This window comes from Pseudomonas sp. G3-19 (assembly GCF_054855875.1).
In genome coordinates this window covers 1,031,505-1,049,931 of sequence record NZ_JBMPIQ010000003.1, presented here as the reverse complement: position 1 = coordinate 1,049,931, position 18,427 = coordinate 1,031,505, and the positions used below count along the sequence as shown (strand labels likewise).

Here is an 18,427-nt window from a genome sequence, read left to right as displayed (position 1 = left end):
TGTTTCCTGAAACCGGTTTCAGCGCCATCGAGGCGCATGAAACGAATAAATCCAATAATAGGTTTCAGACCGTGAACGACTTCTCCGCCGCCCAGCGCAGCCGCGTGACCATGCTTGATGTTGCCGAACGCGCCGGCGTATCCAAGGCCAGCGTCTCGCGCTTCATCGGCGACGACCGCGCCCTGCTCTCCGATGCCATCGCCCTGCGTATCGAGCAGGCGATCAGTGAGCTGGGTTATCGCCCGAACCAGATGGCCCGTGGTCTGAAACGCGGGCGCACGCGCCTGATCGGCATGCTGGTGGCCGATATCCGCAACCCTTATTCGATTGCCGTGATGCACGGGGTGGAAACCGCCTGCCGTGCGCACGGCTACAGCCTGGTGGTGTGCAACACCGACCGCGACGACGAGCAGGAGCGCCAGCATCTGGCGCTGTTGCGCTCGTACAACATCGAGGGGCTGATCGTGAACACCCTAGGCCATCACCGTGACGAACTCCACGAGTTGCACCGGGAAATGCCCTTGGTGCTGGTGGACCGCAAGGTCGATGGCCTCGACAGCGACATGGTCGGGCTGAACAATCCGCAAGCTGTTGAGATGGCGCTGAAGCACCTGGAACAGCGCGGCTATCGCGATGTGTTGCTGGTGACTGAGCCTTATGACGGCACCAGTTCGCGGATCGAGCGGGTCAGCAGTTTTCGGACGCAGATCGCCCAGCGCTCCGGGTTGACCGGGGCGGTGCTGGAAACCGGCGACGCACTCGCTACTCATCTTCAAATCTTTTTGGACACACCGGCGACCGGGCCGAAAGCACTGTTCTGCGCCAATGGCGTGGCAGCGTTGGCCTGTACCCTGGCCTTGCGCGAAATCGGTTGCCGATTGTTCGAGGATGTCGGGCTGATTGCCTTGGATGATCTGGATTGGTACCCGTTGGTCGGCAGCGGAATTACCGCCCTCGCCCAGCCCACAGCCGAGATCGGCGCGCGGGCGTTTGAATGTTTGCTCAAGCGTTTGCGGGGGGATGTCGAGGTAGCGCGCAGAGTGGATTTTGCGCCGGTGCTGATTGAGCGCGGGTCTACCCGAGGATCTTTGCGGTGAATGTTATGGCGCCATCGCGAGCAGGCTCACTCCTACAGGGGGAACGCATTCCAAATGTAGGAGTGAGCCTGCTCGCGATGGCGCCCGAACGCCCGACGAAGATCAATCAGATTTTTTTGAACAAAAATGAAACCGGTTTCAGAGGTAGATAACAATGAATAAACCTGCCGTTTCCATCAGCCTTTCCAGCTACGGCGCCGAGCTTGTGCGCCAACGCGGGCAAGACTTCTTCATCGATGTGCTGGCTGCCGCCGGCGCTGATCGCATCGAGTGGCGCGAAGAGTTGCTGACTCGCGAAGTGCCCGAGCAACTGCAAGCCGCCACTCGGGCGCAGGGACTGCAAAGCATCTATTCGTCGCCGAGCGAACTGTGGCTCGCCGGTCAGGCGCGGCCCAATCCCGAGCTGATCAACGCCCTGCAACATGCAGAAGCATTCGGCTCGAAATGGTTGAAAGTCTCGCTCGGTTACTTCACCGACAACTGTGATTTGCAGGCGCTGAAACAGCTGCTCGGCGCCAGCCCGGTGCAACTGCTGGTGGAAAACGACCAGACCTTGCAGGGCGGCCGCATCGAGCCGTTCCAGCGTTTTTTCGCGGCGGTGGAGCAGCATGATTTGCCGATCAAGATGACCTTCGATATCGGCAACTGGCAGTGGCAAGACCAGTCCGCCGCCAACGCCGCACGTCTGCTCGGACGCCACGTCGGCTACGTGCACTGCAAAGCCGTGGCCCGCCGCGCCGACGGCAAACTGGTCGCCGTGCCGCCCGCCGTCAGCGACCTGCATTTGTGGGAACAACTGCTGCGGCACATGGCCCAAGGCGTTATGCGTGCCGCCGAATACCCGTTGCAGGGCGATGACCTGGTGGCACTGACCACCGAGCACGTCGCCGCCCTCGCCCGCCTTGGTCAATCGCGTCTGGAGCCTGCCCATGTCTGACATCGATATTTTGTCGTTTGGCGAAACCATGGCGATGCTGGTCGCCGAGCAGACCGGAGATCTGGCTGCGGTCGAGCATTTTCACAAACGCATTGCCGGCGCCGACAGCAATGTGGCGATCGGTCTGTCGCGGCTGGGCTTCAATGTGGCGTGGCTGAGCCGGGTCGGCGCCGATTCCCTCGGACGTTTTGTAGTCGAGACCTTGATCAAGGAAGGTCTGGATTGCAGTCACGTCGCGGTCGATCACCAGCACCCGACCGGTTTCCAGTTCAAGTCGCGTAACGACGACGGCAGCGATCCGCAGGTCGAGTATTTCCGCCGTGGCTCGGCGGCCAGTCATCTGTCCGTACAGTCGATCAGCGACACTTTGCTCAGCGCCCGCCATCTGCACGCCACCGGAATTCCACCAGCGCTATCGGCCAGTGCGCGGGAAATGTCGCTCGAGCTGATGACACGCATGCGTCATGCCGGGCGCAGCGTGTCGTTCGACCCCAATCTGCGCCCGAGTCTGTGGGCCTCTGAGCAAGAGATGATCCGCGAGATCAACCGCCTCGCCGCCCTCGCCCACTGGGTCTTGCCGGGCTTGAGCGAAGGTCGCTTGCTGACCGGCTTCGAAGACCCGGCGGACATCGCGGCGTTTTATCTCGATCAGGGCGCCGAAGCCGTGGCGATCAAGCTTGGGCCGCAAGGTGCCTATTACCGCACGCATCTGGATCAGGGTTTTGTCGCCGGGGTGCCGGTGGCCAACGTGGTCGACACCGTGGGTGCGGGTGATGGCTTTGCGGTTGGCATGATCAGTGCCCTGCTGGAGCATCAGAGTTTTGCCGAGGCGGTGCAACGCGCGAACTGGATTGGCAGTCGGGCGGTGCAGAGTCGCGGGGACATGGAGGGGTTGCCGACCCGGCCCGAGCTCTCCGCTGAATTCGAAGCCGCTGATCGCGAGCAGGCTCACTCCTACAGTGGATCTCCGCCAGTCACAGCTGCAGCGGCAAACACATAACCCTTGTAGGAGTGAGCCTGCTCGCGATGAGGCCCGCTCAGACAACCCATTAATTGAACCTGCTGCGACAAAAACAACAAGCTCAGGAGCAACACCATGAAAACCGCATCCCTCGCCGCCCGCCGCTGGTGGTACATCATGCCGATCGTGTTCATCACCTACAGCCTGGCGTATCTCGACCGCGCCAACTATGGCTTTGCCGCCGCCTCCGGCATGGCCGCCGACCTGATGATCACCCCGGGCCTGTCTTCATTGCTCGGCGCGCTGTTCTTCCTCGGTTACTTTTTCTTCCAGGTACCGGGAGCGATCTACGCGCAGAAGCACAGCGTGAAAAAGCTGATTTTCTTCAGCCTGATTTTCTGGGGCGGCCTCGCCACCCTGACCGGCGTCGTGTCCAACGCCTACTGGCTGATCGTGATTCGCTTCATGCTCGGCGTGGTCGAAGCCGCGGTGATGCCGGCGATGCTGGTTTACCTGTGCCACTGGTTCACTCGCGCCGAACGCTCGCGGGCCAACACCTTTCTGATCCTCGGCAACCCGGTAACGATGCTGTGGATGTCGGTGGTTTCGGGCTATCTGGTGCAGCACTTCAGCTGGCGCTGGATGTTCATCATCGAAGGTTTGCCGGCGGTGATCTGGGCGTTTATCTGGTGGAAGCTGGCCGATGATCGTCCTGCTCAGGCCAAGTGGCTGAGCGAACAGGAAAAGCACGACCTGGAAAGCGCTCTCGCCGCCGAACAGGTCGGGATCAAAGCGGTGAAGAACTACGCCGAAGCGTTCCGCTCGCCGAAGGTGATCATTCTGGCGCTGCAGTTTTTCTGCTGGAGCATCGGCGTCTACGGCTTCGTGCTGTGGCTGCCGTCGATCCTCAAGGCCGGCGCGCAAATGGACATGATCGAGGCCGGCTGGCTGTCGGCGCTGCCGTACCTGGCTGCAGTGATCGGCATGCTCGCGGTGTCGTGGGGCTCGGACAAACTGCAGAAGCGCAAACGCTTCGTATGGCCGCCACTGCTGATCGCCTCCATTGCGTTCTACGGTTCCTACGCCTTGGGCGCGGAACATTTCTGGTGGTCGTACACGCTGCTGGTGGTCGCCGGCGCCTGCATGTACGCGCCGTACGGGCCGTTCTTCGCCATCGTTCCGGAGATCCTCCCGGCCAACGTCGCCGGCGGTGCCATGGCGCTGATCAACAGCATGGGCGCGCTCGGTTCGTTCGGCGGCTCGTACCTGGTCGGCTACCTGAACAGCTCCACCGGTTCGCCCGGTGCTTCGTACCTGCTGATGAGCGGCGCGTTGCTGCTGTCTGTGGTGCTGACGATTTTTCTCAAGCCTGGCGCCAGTGATCGTGTCGTGGCCAAAGCCGTAGTCACGCGTCCCGTGCCGGCGCATTCCTGAAGAGATTTTTGCCCATGAAAAAGCAAGTCGTGCTGTACAAGAAACTGTCGCCAGCGCTGATGACGCGTCTGCAGCAACAGTGTGAAGTGACGTTGATCGAAAGCCTCGACGCCGACGGCCTGATGAAGCTGCGTGACGCCCTGCCCGGCGCCCATGGCTTGCTCGGCGCCAGCCTGAAACTCGACGCCGCGCTGCTCGATCTGGCGCCGCAGCTTGAGGCCATCGCCAGTGTCTCAGTGGGTGTCGACAACTACGACATCGACTACCTGACCCGGCGCAAGATCCTCCTTAGCAACACCCCGGACGTGCTCACCGAAACCACCGCCGACACCGGTTTCGCGCTGATCCTCGCCACCGCCCGGCGCGTAGTGGAACTGGCGAACATGGTGCGCAGCGGCCAATGGCATCGCAACATCGGCCCGGCGCATTTCGGCACCGATGTGCATGGCAAGACCCTGGGCATCATCGGCATGGGGCGCATCGGCGAGGCGCTCGCGCAGCGTGGACATTTCGGTTTTGGCATGCCGGTGCTCTATCACAGCCAGTCGCGCAAACCGACAGTCGAGACGCGTTTTGCGGCGCAGTACCGCAGCCTGGAAGCGCTGCTGCAAGAGGCCGATTTCATCTGCCTAACCCTGCCGCTGACTGCGCAGACCGAAGGCCTGATTGGCGCCGAGCAGTTTGCGTTGATGCGCCCCGAGAGCATCTTCATCAATATCTCGCGCGGCAAAGTGGTGGATGAAGCGGCGCTGATCGACGCGTTGCGCCATCAGCGGATTCGCGCAGCGGGGCTGGATGTGTTCGAGCGTGAACCGCTGAATCATGATTCGCCGTTGTTGCAGCTGAATAATGTGGTGGCAACCCCGCACATGGGTTCGGCGACGCATGAGACACGGGAGGCGATGGCGAGCTGTGCGGTGGAGAATCTGTTGCAGGCTTTGGCTGGGGAGAAGCCTGCGAACCTGGTGAATTCGGCGGTTTGGCAGGGCTGAAAAATGTGTTGAATGGCAGATTGCATTCGCGAGCAAGCCCGCTCCCACAGGGTTCGGTGTGTATAGATAACATTATGTACACACCCATCCACTGTGGGAGCGGGCTTGCTCGCGAAGAGGCCAGTTCAGGCAACACAACACTGTCAGGCACTACGCGCCTGCAACAGCTGGACCGCACACAACGCAATCCGCGCACAGGCATCCGCCAGCTGCACCCGATCCAGCACCAGCCCGATGCGAATATGCCCCGCCGCACTCGGCCCGAACGCTTCGCCAGCCAGCACAGAGACCCCATAACCTTCCAGCAATCGCTCGGCAAACCCCTGCGCGCCAAACCCGGTCTGGCGCACATCGACCATCACGAACATCCCGCCATCCGGGCGAATCGGCTGCAACCCCGGACAACCGCGCAAATGCTCGCACACCAGATCGCGGCGCAACCGATATTCCTCGCGCATCTGCGTCACCTCCGGCAGATCGCCTGCCAACGCGACCTCCGCTGCTTTCTGCACGAAATCCGGCAGACCGAACAGCATGCTCAACGACAGGTTCACCAGATGCTCGGCCAGCACCTTCGGCCCGATCGACCAGCCAATGCGCCAACCGGTCATGGCATGGGATTTCGACAGGCTGTTGATGGTTGCCGTGCGTTCGGCCATGCCCGGCAGGCTCGCCGGACTGATGTGTTCGCCCTCGTAGAGCAGATCGCTGTAGACCTCGTCACTGATCAGCCACAAATCGTGGCGCACGCACAGCGCTGCCAGCTCTTGCCAGATCAGCAGCGACAGGCTCGCGCCGGAAGGATTATTGGGACTGTTGAGCAACATCGCGCGGGTCTTCGGCGTGATCAGCGCAGCGACATCAGCGGGATCAACACGAAAGCCGTTTTCCGGTCGAACCGGCACCGGCACCACCGTCGCACCGCACGCGCCGAACACGCCCTCGTAGGTCACGTACATCGGCTCGGCGACGATCACTTCATCGCCCGGATCCAACAGACATTGGGCCACCGAATACACCGCGCATTGCGCGCCGGGCAGCACGATCACGTGCTCGGCATCCACCACCTGACCGCTGCGCCGCTGGTGGCGGGCGGCGATCAATTTGCGCAGCGCCAAGCGACCACGCACTTCGGAATAATGCGTATCGCCGGCCAGCAGACTGTCGATGGCGCCATGAATGATCGGCAGCGGCGTATCGAAATCCGGATCCCCCACGCTCAGCAGCAGGATATCGACACCCTCGGCGCGCAGCTCCAGCGCTCGGTCATGAATCTGCCAGGCAGCGGCTCCCTCCCCGGCGATTCGTTGGGTCAAGGCTGAATAACGCATGCACGTCTCCTGATTGCGCGGTCTCCAGCCTTCACCCTAGGTCAAATCACAAACCGCGCCAGCCGCTTTGTCCTTTGGATGAATTTAAAGAAGAACTTCGTACAGTGGTCGATTAGCAGTCGACTGACTACCTGTCAGAGTTGACAGTAGACCCACTTCACAAACGCTCGCTTAATCAACATGAGGAAACAACTGCGGCCCCCTCTAATCGAAACGACGGAGTGTTGAAACGATGACGAATCTGAATGAAAAAATCCTCTTATTGGACGCACCGGAAATCCCCGATGCGCTACCCAATTTCCCTGGCAGTCAGGTTAACCTTTTGCCATTGAGTGCATTGGTATCTCCTCTGAAAGTGTTAATTCCAGAATGGTATAGTTCACCTTCTGATCCAGGCGTGCCCGTACTGTTAAGGCTGTTGTTAAACGGGAATAGGGTGGCGGACTATCCTTTTACGACACCCATCGACCCGGCGCTTTTCCCATTTGAGGCCCATATTCCTGAGGCACACCTGGTACAAGAAGGCGTATATGAGGTTTCATACATCCTCGATATTGGCGGGAATGAAGACATGGCCGCGAGCACGCCGATTACGGTCGATCTAACGGCTCCCAACTTCGGCAATCCGGGAGAACCTCCGCAATTTCCACCAGAAATCGACAGTGAGGGGATCACACCGCAGTATCTCGCCGCCCACAATGATGAAGTTCTGGTAACCATTGCCATCTATATGCAGCAGCGAGCCTGCGACAGCATCGAATTTCACTTTGGCTCACTTGCGGCGGAGCCAGTCATCATTAAAACGGTGCATGACGCAACTTCACCTACCGTTATCAAACTGAGTGGCGCGATTATCCGTGAGATAGGCTCCGGCACGATGTTCGCGTTTTACAGGCTGCGCGATCGTGCAGGAAACCTTGGGCAACAGTCTTCGTTTAAGCAAGTCAAAGTGGACCTGTCTTGAAGCGCTGACTCTTCGAGGTGGGCCGAACAATCATCTGGTTCGGCCCACTTCAGGCAACTGCGTATTTCTCAAATCACAAACCGCGCCACCATGGCATTCAAATCCACCGCCAGACGCGACAGTTCATGGGTTGCGGCGCTGGTTTGATTCGCGCCGGCGGCGGACTGCGTGGCCAGATCACGGATGTTGACCAGGTTGCGGTCGACCTCACGCGAGACCTGGGCCTGTTCTTCCGAGGCACTGGCGATCACCAGGTTGCGTTCGTTGATCTGGTGGATCGACTGGGTGATTTGCTCCAGCGCCACACCCGCAGCGCGGGCCATTTCCAGAGTGGTCTGGGTGCGCTGGTTGCTTTGCTGCATCGACGACACCGCTTCGCCGGTACCGTTCTGGATGCCAGCGACCATTTTTTCGATTTCCTGAGTCGATTGCGCAGTGCGATGCGCCAATGCGCGAACTTCGTCCGCTACCACCGCAAAACCGCGTCCGGCCTCACCGGCACGCGCTGCTTCGATCGCCGCGTTGAGGGCCAGCAGGTTGGTCTGTTCGGCGATGGCGCGGATCACATCCAGCACCTTGCCGATGTCGCGACCCTGCGCGGCGAGGCCTTCGATCATTTGCGCGGTGCTCTGCACGTCATGAGTCATGGTCTGGATCGCGTCGACGGTTTTCACCACTTGATCGCGACCTTCACGGGCGGCCTGGGTCGACTGGTTCGAGGCTTCGGAGGTCGATACCGCGTTGCGTGCGACTTCCTCCACAGCGGCGGTCATTTCGTTGACGGCGGTGGCGGCTTGTTCGATCTCGTTGTTCTGCTGTTGCAGGCCACGGGAAGCCTCTTCGGTGACCGCGCTCAGCTCTTCGGCAGCCGCGCCCAACTGAGTCGCGGAACCGGCGATCTGTTCGATGGTTTTGCGCAGGTTGATCTGCATCGTGGACAGGGCTTGCAGCAGTTGGGTGGCTTCGTCCTTGCCATCGACTTCGATGGACTGGGTCAAGTTGCCGCCGGCGATGGTTTGCGCAGCCTGTACGGCACGATTCAATGGGGTGACGATGCTGCGAGTCAGCAACAGGGCCAGCAGTACCGTGGCGAGCGCGGCGACCACGGCAACAACGATGATGCCGGTAATGGCGCTGTCGTAATGCTCACCGGCCTGATTGGAGGCGACTTTCGCGCCCGCCGCGTTGATTGCGATCAGCTTGTTCAGTTGTTCGCCCATCTGGTCGGTGCCGTCCTTGATCCGCGTGTTGATCAAGGTGCGCATCTCGTCGACCTTGTCCTGACGCGACAGCTCCATCATCTGGTTTTGCGCTTGCAGGTAGTTGTCGAGCGTGGTCGCGAACGTCTGATACAACGCACGCTCTTCGCTCTCTGCCGGCAACGCGGCGTAACTGGCCTGAGCACTGCGCACCTTGTCCACCAGCACGCCGATGCGCGTTTGCGCTTCTTGCAGGCCTGCCGGGTCGCGGTTGACCAGAATCCGGAACGACAGAATCCGCAGGCGCAGAACGTTTTCCGTGACCACGCCAAGGTAGGTGACGCTAGGCAGTTGGTTGGTCTCCATGTCGATGGACGCCTGGCGAATGGTCGACATGCGGTTGACGGCGAACACACCAAGGACAATCACCAGCAAGGCGATAAAGGCAAAACCGAGGAAGGCACGGGGCGCGATATTCAGGTTACGCAAGGACATGGTTGGACTCTCGGATAGAGGTAGCTGCGAGCGTCCGTGCCGTCATCACTGGCCCTTGGGGGCGGGACCAGTCAGGCGTCACTGTTCGAGGGAATCTGTGTGCGCCTGATCTCTGTATCGGCGGCGCTTTAGGAAGATTTCGTGTAAAGCGAAAATATTTTTCAAGGTGTTTCAGCGCTGAAACACCTTGACACTAACCCCCTGTGGAGAGGGGATTTATCCCCGATCGGCTGCGCAGCAGTCGCAAAATCTCAAAACTGGTTTTTTGCGAAAAACGCGGGGGGGCTGCTTCGCAACCCATCGGGGATGAATCCCCTCGCCACAACATCTTCACGCAATCAGCTATTGAGTTTGGCCATCTGCCAGACGCGGGCAATGTCAGTCGCCCGTTCGCGCAACAAGCGTGGAGCTTCGGCACAGGCCTGCTCCAGGGTCATCGGGCCGCTGGTGACGGCGAAAGCGGCGTCGATGCCGTGCTCGTAGAGTTCCTGATAACCCTCACCCAAGGTGCCGGCGATGACGATCACCGGCACGCCGTGCTGCTTGGCAATCCGCGCCACGCCGAACGGGGTCTTGCCGCGCAGGGTTTGCGCGTCGAACCGCCCTTCTCCCGTGATCACCAGATCGGCGCCGTTGACCGCTTCGGCCAGCCCCACCAACTCGGCCACCACTTCCACGCCGGCCTGAAATTGCGCGCCAAGAAACGCCTTGGCCGCAAAACCCAATCCCCCCGCCGCACCACTGCCCGGCTCATCGCGAACGTCCTTGCCCAACGCTTGCGCGCAGAGCTCGGCGAAATGCCCCAGCGCCTGATCCAGTTGCTGCACTTGTGCCGGTGACGCGCCTTTTTGCGGGCCGAAAATCGCCGAGGCCCCGTGCGGGCCGCACAGCGGGTTGTTGACGTCGGCGGCGATGTCGAAGCGCACGTGGGCCAGACGCGGATCAAGCTCACTCAAATCCAGCCGCGCCAGTTGCGCCAGTGCCAAGCCGCCCGGCACCAATGGCTGACCTTGCGCATCGAGCAATTTCACCCCAAGCGCCTGCATCGCGCCGGCGCCGCCGTCGTTGGTGGCGCTGCCGCCAATCGCCAGAATCACCCGTTGCGCGCCGGCATCCAGCGCGGCGCGAATCAGTTCGCCGGTGCCGAAGGTGCTGGTGATGCAGGCATCGCGTTGCCCCGTAGGCACTAATTGCAAACCACTGGCCTCGGCCATTTCGATGATCGCGGTGTGATTGTGTGGCAACCAGCCCCACGCGGCGTCGACCGGCGCACCCAGCGGCCCGCGTACTCGGGTGCGGCGCAGTTCACCCTCGCAAGCGGCGAGAATCGATTCCACCGTGCCCTCGCCGCCGTCGGCCATCGGGCATTTGACCAGTGTTGCTTGCGGCCAGACTTGCGCCAGCCCCAGCGCAATGGCTTCGGCAACGCCTTGGGCACTCAGGCTGTCCTTGAACGAATCGGGGGCGATGACGATCTTCATGCGAATTCTCCAGTTCCAATGCCGTTCATGCTGCCAGTCGGCCTGCGCATTGACGCCTGTCCGCTGCACAAGTGCGGTGGGCGTTTATTGTTCATTTCTACAAAAGCCTGTGTCGAATGTACCGACGCTTTCGCGAGCAAGCTCGCTCCCACAGGGGAATGCATTCCAAATGTGGGAGCGGGCTTGCTCGCGAAGGCGTCGGTGAAAACATCCGATCAGCCCGGATCAATGTGCGGCAGCAATTGCACCCCGAGATATAGCGCCAGCATCCCGTCGAGTTTCAGCGGATCAACCCCGCTCAACTCAGCAATCCGCTCCATCCGATAACGCAAGCTGTTGCGATGAATGCCCAGCGCATCGGCACACGCCTGACTCTGCCCGTCGTGTTCACACCAACTGCGCAGGGTTGCGAGCAACTGGCCGTTGCCGTCCTTGGCGATGACCTTGCGCAACGGTTTGAGCAATTCATCCAGCGCATCATCGTTGCGATGGCGCCAGAGCATCACCGGCAAGCGATAGCGATTGAGCGTCAGCAAGCGCGAATTCGGCAGCACACCCCGGCCATAGGCCAGCAGATCACCCACCCGCCGATAGCAACGGCGCAATCCGCCCAGCCCGTCCGCCTGCCCACCGACGGCGATACGCAAAATGTTCCAGCCGAGGCCATCGAGTTTTTCCAGCAGGCGATCATGCTCAACCGTTTGACTTGCGGGTCGGCACCACAGCAGCGACGACTTGGCCGAACTGACGCACCAGCTGTCCGGATAGCGCGAGGTCAGCCACGCGCTCAACGCCTCGACGGTTTGCCCCGGCCCATGCTCCAGACCCAGTTCGAACAGATACGGCACCCGGGTCAACTGCGGCTTGAGCCCAAGTTGCTGCGCCTCATCGACCAGCCGCGGCGAGTCGCCGGCTTCGCTCAACAGCAACGCCAACAGGTCATCGCAACGCTGGCGCCGCCATTGCTGCTCGGCCTGCTGGTTGCGCTGACCGACGAGCATTTCGGCGGTCATGCGCACCAGTTCGGCGTAGGTGCGCAGTTGCTCCGGTTCGCCGGTAATACCGAGCACGCCGATCAGGCGTTGATCGAGCATCAGCGGCAGGTTGATGCCCGGCTGCACACCCTTCAAGTGCACGGCGGTTTGTGCATCGATCTCTACCACCCGCCCGTTGGCCAGCACCAGTTGCGCACCTTCGTGACGGGTGTTGATGCGCTCCGGCTCGCCACTGCCGAGAATCAGGCCCTGGCTGTCCATGACGTTGACGTTGTAGGGCAAAATGGCCATGGCCCGGTCGACGATATCCTGAGCGAGGTCGTGATCGAGTTCGAACATGATCGGCAAAATCCTTAAGCAGCGGCGGCGGACGGTTGTTCACCCGCACAGGGTCTGGCGGCAAACCCTGTGCTCAGGCACAAAGACAATCCGGCCACAGGTGGCCGAGACTCTCGGAGCGATCAACGTTAACCTGTGCATCGCAAAAAATCATAATAAAGAGAGAGCCGCTATGTCGCAGAGCGCCGCAGCTACCCAGACCATCGACGACGGTAAAAACGCCGTCTACAAACGCATCACCCTGCGTTTGATCCCCTTCATCTTCATCTGCTACCTGTTCAACTACCTCGACCGGGTCAACGTTGGCTTCGCCAAACTGCAGATGCTCGACGCATTGAAGTTCAGTGAAACCGTATACGGCCTCGGTGCCGGGATCTTCTTCATCGGCTACGTGCTGTGCGGCGTGCCGAGCAACCTGGCGCTGACCCGATTCGGCCCGCGACGCTGGATCGCGCTGATGATGATCACTTGGGGCACGCTGTCGACCTGCCTGTTGTTCGTCACCACCCCGACCCAGTTCTACACCCTGCGCCTGTTCACCGGCGCCGCCGAAGCGGGGTTTTTCCCAGGTGTGGTGCTGTATCTCTCGCAGTGGTTCCCGACGTTCCGCCGTGGGCGGATCATGGCACTGTTCATGTCGGCGATCCCGGTCTCGGGCCTGCTCGGCAGCCCATTCTCCGGCTGGATCCTCAATCACTTCGCCGCCGGGCAAGGTGGACTGGCCGGCTGGCAGTGGATGTTCCTGCTGCAAGGTATTCCGACCGTGATCCTCGGCGCCCTCGCCTATTTCCTGCTCAGCGACAGCTTCGCCAATGCCAAGTGGCTGAGTCCGAATGAGCGCGCGGTGCTTGAGGCGGATCAGGCCGAAGACCTGGCGAACAAACCGAAAACCACCTCGGACTCGCTGCTCGCGGTGTTCAAGACCCCAGCGATCTGGGCCTTCGGCCTGATCTACTTCTGCATCCAGAGCGGCGTGTACGCGATCAACTTCTGGCTGCCGTCGATCATCAAGAACCTCGGCTTCAGCGACAACCTGGTGATCGGCTGGCTGAGTGCGATCCCCTATCTGCTGGCGGCGGTGTTCATGCTGCTGGTGGGGCGTTCGGCGGACTTGCGCAAAGAGCGTCGCTGGCACTTGGTCGTACCGATGCTGATGGGCGCGCTCGGTCTGCTGATCGCGGTGAACTTCGCCGCCAACCCGGCCATCGCCATTCTCGGCCTGACCATTGCGACCATGGGCGCGCTGACCGGTCTGCCGATGTTCTGGCCAGTGCCGACTGCCCTGTTGAGCGCGGGCGCCGCGGCCGGTGGCCTGGCGTTGATCAACTCGATGGGGCAAATGGCCGGTTTCCTCAGCCCGTACCTGGTGGGTTGGGTCAAGGACAGCACCGGTTCGACCGATGCGGCGTTGTATCTGCTGGCGGGGGTGATTGTCGGCGGCAGCTTGCTGGCGTTGCGCATGACGCGAACGCTGCGGGCTTAATCATCACGCATCAAGATCAAAAGATCGCAGCCTGCGGCAGCTCCTACATGCATGGAAATACGCGTTTCCCTGTAGGAGTTGCCGCAGGCTGCGATCTTTTTTTGCTCACTGATTGCAACGCCCTGACTTGCCAATCACGGAAAAATCCCGCAAAAACGCACAGATCTTTAAAGGATTTTTACCAATGAGCTCGATTCTCGATCTGGAGATCTTCGTCCGCGTGGCCGACTCCGGCAGCATCTCCGCCGCTGCCCGCGCGCTGGAACTGACGCCGGCCGCCGCAAGCATCGCGCTGAAGCGTCTGGAAACCCGCCTCGGCATCCGCCTGCTCGCGCGCTCCACCCGCAGCATGCGCCTGACCGAAGAAGGTCGGCGTTATCTCGACAGCGTACGCATTGCCCTCGGCGCACTGGCCGAAGGTGAACAAGCGCTCAGGCAACACGGCGAAGGCCTCAGCGGTGTGCTGCAACTGGCGGCGCCTTCGGACTTCGGGCGCAACGTGTTGTTGCCGTGGCTGGACGATTTCAAACGCGAACACCCGAATATTCAGCTGCAACTGCTGCTCAACGATCGGCACGCCGATCTGTTCCGCGAAACCGTGGACGTCGCACTGCGCTTTGGCGTGCCCAGCGATTCAACATTGGTGGCGATACCGATTCTGCCCGAACATCGCCGTGTCGCCTGCGCCAGTCCGGACTATCTGGATCGCCACGGCACACCGCAACATCCCGGCGAATTACGCGAACACAGCGCCCTGCTCTACCTACGCAATGGTCGGCCGTACAACACCTGGCGTTTCAGTCGCGAGGACGAAACGCTGGAAATTGAAGTCCACGGCGACTACTTCAGCGATGACGGCGAAGTCGCACGACGCTGGGCACTGGCCGGGCATGGTATCGCCTACAAAGCCTGGCTGGACGTCGCCGAAGACGTGCGCGCCGGGCGCCTGTTGACGCTGTTCGATGACTGGCATGGCGAAAGCGTGCCGTTCAATCTGCTCTGCCCGCACCGGGTGCAGGTGTCCGAACGCGTTCGGGTGTTGCAGGCTTTTTTGCAGATGCGTTGCGCAGCGCTCAGCCGATAATTCACTTTGCCCCATCGGATGCTTCTGGTATTTGATTGGAGTTTTCCCACCGACAAAAGGATTTCGGCATGAGCTATCGCACACTGGGGCATTCGGGGTTGCAGGTGTCCACCCTCACCCTCGGCACGATGATGTTTGGCGAGCAGACCAGCGCCCAGGATTCGCTGCGCATCATCGACAAGGCTTGGGATCAGGGCATCAATTTCATCGACACCGCCGACGTCTACACCAACGGCCGCTCGGAAGAAATTGTCGGCGAGGCGATCGCCCGCCATCGGCACGAATGGGTGTTGGCAACCAAGGTCGGTTTCGGCCCGGCGGACGGCGTGCCAAACCGCAGCGGCTTGAGCCGCAAGCACATCTTCAATGGTCTGGAGGCCAGCCTGACCCGTCTTGGCACCGACTATCTCGACATCTATTACCTGCACCGCGAAGACCACAACACGCCGCTGGAAGTCACGGTGTCGGCGATCGGCGACCTGATTCGTCGGGGCAAGATCCGTTATTGGGGCCTGTCGAACTATCGCGGCTGGCGCATCGCCGAGGTGATTCGCATCGCTGACAAGCTCGGTATCGACCGCCCGGTGATCAGCCAGCCGCTGTACAACATCGTCAACCGCCAGGCCGAGACCGAGCAGATCAGCGCCGCGCAAACCTATGGCCTCGGCGTGGTGCCTTACAGCCCGCTGGCCCGCGGCGTGCTCAGCGGCAAGTACGCACCCGACGCCACTCCCGACGCCAACAGCCGCGCCGGGCGTCAGGACAAACGCATTCTGGAAACCGAATGGCGCGTGGAATCGCTGCGCATCGCCCAGCAGATTCAGCAGTACACCCAGGGCCGTGGCGTCGGGATTGTCGAATTCGCGATTGCCTGGGTGCTGAACAACAGCGCGGTGACCTCGGCGATTGTCGGGCCGCGCACCGAACAACAGTGGGATGCTTATACCAAGGCGCAGGCGGTGCAGATCACGGCGGAGGATGAAGCGTTTATCGACTCGCTGGTGACGCCGGGGCATGCTTCGACGCCGGGGTTTAACGATGTGAGCCATTTTGTGTCGGGCCGTAAACCGCGTTCGACGTGAGCCCCCCGCCCTCACCCTAGCCCTCTCCCGGAGGAGAGGGAACCGATCGGGGAATATTGAAGCTACGCTTTTGCCTGAAGCTGTTGTGTTGAATCCATAATCGACTCGGACTTTCACATCGCTGAATGTCGCGAGACCCTACGGTCAGTCCCCTCTCCCTCTGGGAGAGGGTTAGGGTGAGGGGCTTTTGGGTTCATGTAGAAAATATTGACCGCCCCGGCCAATATTCAGCACAAAAACCACGTATCCTGCGCGCCCTGTTTGATCACCCATCCGCGAGGACAGTTTGTCTAAAGGTATCGCTCTATCGGTTTCAGCTTCGGTGCTGTTTGCCGTCATGTATTACTACACCTCGCTGCTCACTCCGTTGAGCGGCGTGGAAATCTTTGGCTGGCGGATGCTGCTGACTGTGCCGTGCATGACCGTGTTCATGCTGGTGTCGGGTGAATGGCGGCGGGTGCTGGAGTTGCTGCGCAAGGTGGCGGGCTATCCAAAGCTGATTGGCGGTCTGATTGTTTCGTCGGGTTTGCTCGGCGTGCAGTTGTGGCTGTTCATGTGGGCGCCGCTCAACGGCTACAGCCTCGATGTGTCGCTGGGTTATTTCCTGTTGCCGCTGGCGATGGTACTGACCGGGCGCATTGTGTACGGCGACAGCCTGTCGTACCTGCAGAAAATCGCGGTGTTCTTTGCCGTTCTCGGCGTGGCCAACGAGCTGTATCGGGTCGGCGGATTTTCCTGGGCGACGCTGGTGGTCGTGGTCGGTTACCCGCTGTATTTCATCCTGCGCAAACGCCTGAAGACCGACAACCTGGGCGGTCTGTGGGTCGACATGACCTTGATGCTGCCGGTGGCGTACTGGTTCGTGCGCGGTGGTGAGCAAGGTTTCGCCGTGTTCGATCAGTATCCGGGCTTGCTCTGGCTGATTCCGCTGCTCGGTCTGATCAGTGCTTCGGCGCTGGTGGTGTACATCATTGCCAGCCGCTTGCTGCCGTTCAGCCTGTTTGGTTTGCTCAGTTATGTGGAACCGGTGTTGCTGCTCGGCGTGGCGCTGTTGCTGGGGGAAAGCATCAAGGCGGGTGAGTGGCTGACCTACATTCCGATCTGGCTCGCCGTTGTGGTGCTGATCTTCGAAGGCTTCAAACACCTGATGCGACAACGCAGGTCTTAAAAGCAATACAAAACTACTGTGGGAGCGGGCTTGCTCGCGAAAGCGTCAGGTCAGTCAACAAAGACCTTGAACGAAAGACCGAATTCGCGAGCAAGCCCGCTCCCACAGTTTTGCTGACGCAAAAAAATCCCGGCTGTGCATGACTGCAAGCCGGGATTTTTTCATTCTGGTGGCGGATTACTCGGTAGCGAGCACACCACGACGCACCTGATCACGCTCGATCGATTCGAACAGGGCCTTGAAGTTGCCCTCGCCGAAACCATCGTCGCCTTTACGCTGGATGAATTCGAAGAACACCGGGCCCATCAGGGTTTCCGAGAAGATCTGCAGCAGCAGGCGCTTGTCGTCCGGGTTCGACGAGCCGTCGAGCAGGATGCCGCGCGATTGCAGTTGATCCACCGGCTCGCCGTGGTTCGGCAGGCGGCCTTCGAGCATTTCGTAGTAGGTGTCCGGCGGTGCGGTCATGAAGCGCATGCCGATCTTCTTCAACTGATCCCAGGTCTTGATCAGGTCGTCGGTGAGGAACGCCACGTGCTGAATGCCCTCGCCGTTGAACTGCATCAGGAACTCTTCGATCTGCCCGGCGCCCTTGGACGACTCTTCGTTCAGCGGGATGCGGATCATGCCGTCCGGTGCGGTCATCGCTTTCGAGGTCAGGCCGGTGTATTCGCCCTTGATGTCGAAATAGCGGATCTCGCGGAAGTTGAACAGCTTCTCGTAGAAGTTGGCCCAGTAGGCCATGCGGCCGCGGTACACGTTGTGGGTCAGGTGGTCGATGATCTTCAGACCGGCACCGACCGGGTTGCGATCAACGCCCTCGATGAACACGAAGTCGATGTCATAGATCGAACTGCCTTCGCCGAAACGGTCGATCAGGTACAGCGGCGCGCCGCCGATGCCCTTTATCGCTGGCAGGTTCAGCTCCATCGGGCCGGTTTCGATGTGGATCGGCTGAGCACCGAGTTCCAGTGCGCGGCTGTAGGCCTTTTGCGAATCCTTCACGCGGAACGCCATGCCGCACACCGACGGTCCATGCTCGGCCGCGAAATACGAGGCCACACTGTGCGGTTCGTTGTTGAGGATCAGGTTGATCGCGCCCTGACGGTACAGGTGCACGTTCTTGGAGCGGTGGGTCGCGACTTTGGTGAAGCCCATGATCTCGAAGATCGGCTCCAGGGTGCCAGGAGTCGGCGATGCGAACTCGATGAACTCAAAGCCCATCAGGCCCATTGGGTTTTCGTATAAATCTGCCATGGTGACGCCTCATCATTCTTATCAATTAACCAGAGTTATTTGTCAGTAATGCTGAGACCGGCGGGAGGTGCGCAGGAAATGCCTCGCACACTGCGGGCGAGGAAGTCACCGTAGATCAGTTGAAACCCGAA

Annotated in this window: 14 protein-coding genes and 1 pseudogene; 10 read left to right on the top strand and 5 right to left on the bottom strand. The window is 60.6% G+C overall.

The features are described from left to right. The first annotated feature begins 71 nt into the window (after positions 1-71). The 5 genes and pseudogenes from ACOYXI_RS04820 to ACOYXI_RS04800 all read left to right on the top strand — a co-directional run bounded on the left by ACOYXI_RS04820 (position 72) and on the right by ACOYXI_RS04800 (position 5,421). On the top strand, positions 72-1,097 hold the full coding sequence (locus tag ACOYXI_RS04820) for a LacI family DNA-binding transcriptional regulator (RefSeq protein WP_461674439.1): 1,026 nt from the start codon (positions 72-74) through the stop codon (positions 1,095-1,097). A gap of 154 nt (positions 1,098-1,251) precedes the next feature. After that, positions 1,252-2,034, top strand: a complete 783-nt coding sequence (locus ACOYXI_RS04815) for a sugar phosphate isomerase/epimerase family protein (protein WP_098963967.1) — start codon at positions 1,252-1,254, stop codon at positions 2,032-2,034. After that, a complete protein-coding gene (locus ACOYXI_RS04810; RefSeq protein ID WP_210557062.1) occupies positions 2,027-3,034 on the top strand; it encodes a sugar kinase in 1,008 nt (335 codons plus the stop codon). The genes ACOYXI_RS04815 and ACOYXI_RS04810 overlap by 8 nt, the downstream gene beginning before the upstream one ends. Before the next feature lie 96 nt (positions 3,035-3,130). Further along, a pseudogene (locus ACOYXI_RS04805) lies at positions 3,131-4,422 on the top strand (MFS transporter); the annotation flags it as partial. Positions 4,423-4,443: 21 nt separating this feature from the next. Next, positions 4,444-5,421, top strand: a complete 978-nt coding sequence (locus ACOYXI_RS04800) for a 2-hydroxyacid dehydrogenase (RefSeq protein ID WP_461675546.1) — start codon at positions 4,444-4,446, stop codon at positions 5,419-5,421. Positions 5,422-5,564: 143 nt separating this feature from the next. Here ACOYXI_RS04800 and ACOYXI_RS04795 read toward each other — a convergent pair whose 3' ends face one another. Then, entirely contained in the window at positions 5,565-6,752 is a 1,188-nt protein-coding gene (locus ACOYXI_RS04795; RefSeq protein ID WP_461674438.1) for a pyridoxal phosphate-dependent aminotransferase, read from the bottom strand. Positions 6,753-6,984: 232 nt separating this feature from the next. On the opposite strand from ACOYXI_RS04795, the gene ACOYXI_RS04790 reads away from it, so the two are divergent. Next, positions 6,985-7,716 (top strand): hypothetical protein, encoded by a 732-nt coding sequence (locus ACOYXI_RS04790; RefSeq protein WP_461674437.1) that lies wholly within the window; start codon positions 6,985-6,987, stop codon positions 7,714-7,716. A gap of 68 nt (positions 7,717-7,784) precedes the next feature. Here the strand turns inward: ACOYXI_RS04790 and ACOYXI_RS04785 are convergent, their stop codons facing one another. The 3 genes from ACOYXI_RS04785 to ACOYXI_RS04775 form a co-directional block, all read right to left on the bottom strand. After that, positions 7,785-9,410 (bottom strand): methyl-accepting chemotaxis protein, encoded by a 1,626-nt coding sequence (locus tag ACOYXI_RS04785; RefSeq protein ID WP_134786321.1) that lies wholly within the window; start codon positions 9,408-9,410, stop codon positions 7,785-7,787. A 338-nt stretch (positions 9,411-9,748) separates the two neighbouring features. Beyond that, positions 9,749-10,891, bottom strand: a complete 1,143-nt coding sequence (locus ACOYXI_RS04780; protein WP_247841756.1) for a glycerate kinase — start codon at positions 10,889-10,891, stop codon at positions 9,749-9,751. 215 nt (positions 10,892-11,106) lie between these two features. Next, on the bottom strand, positions 11,107-12,225 hold the full coding sequence (locus tag ACOYXI_RS04775; protein WP_461674436.1) for a sugar diacid recognition domain-containing protein: 1,119 nt from the start codon (positions 12,223-12,225) through the stop codon (positions 11,107-11,109). A 172-nt stretch (positions 12,226-12,397) separates the two neighbouring features. Between ACOYXI_RS04775 and ACOYXI_RS04770 the strand changes: the two genes are divergently transcribed. From ACOYXI_RS04770 to rarD, 4 genes are all read left to right on the top strand, one after another. Next, positions 12,398-13,708, top strand: a complete 1,311-nt coding sequence (locus ACOYXI_RS04770; protein ID WP_461674435.1) for an MFS transporter — start codon at positions 12,398-12,400, stop codon at positions 13,706-13,708. Between the two features lie 184 nt (positions 13,709-13,892). Further along, entirely contained in the window at positions 13,893-14,792 is a 900-nt protein-coding gene (locus tag ACOYXI_RS04765) for a LysR family transcriptional regulator (RefSeq protein WP_461674434.1), read from the top strand. Positions 14,793-14,860: 68 nt separating this feature from the next. After that, complete coding sequence (locus ACOYXI_RS04760; protein WP_461674433.1) at positions 14,861-15,874, top strand: aldo/keto reductase; 1,014 nt, start codon at positions 14,861-14,863, stop codon at positions 15,872-15,874. Positions 15,875-16,160: 286 nt separating this feature from the next. Further along, a complete protein-coding gene (rarD, locus tag ACOYXI_RS04755; protein ID WP_461674432.1) occupies positions 16,161-17,042 on the top strand; it encodes an EamA family transporter RarD in 882 nt (293 codons plus the stop codon). 177 nt (positions 17,043-17,219) lie between these two features. On the opposite strand, the gene hppD is transcribed toward rarD, so the two are convergent. Next, positions 17,220-18,296 carry a 4-hydroxyphenylpyruvate dioxygenase gene (gene hppD, locus ACOYXI_RS04750; RefSeq protein WP_202368086.1) on the bottom strand — a complete coding sequence of 359 codons (1,077 nt, stop codon included), beginning with the start codon at positions 18,294-18,296 and terminating at the stop codon, positions 17,220-17,222. Positions 18,297-18,427: the final 131 nt, after the last annotated feature.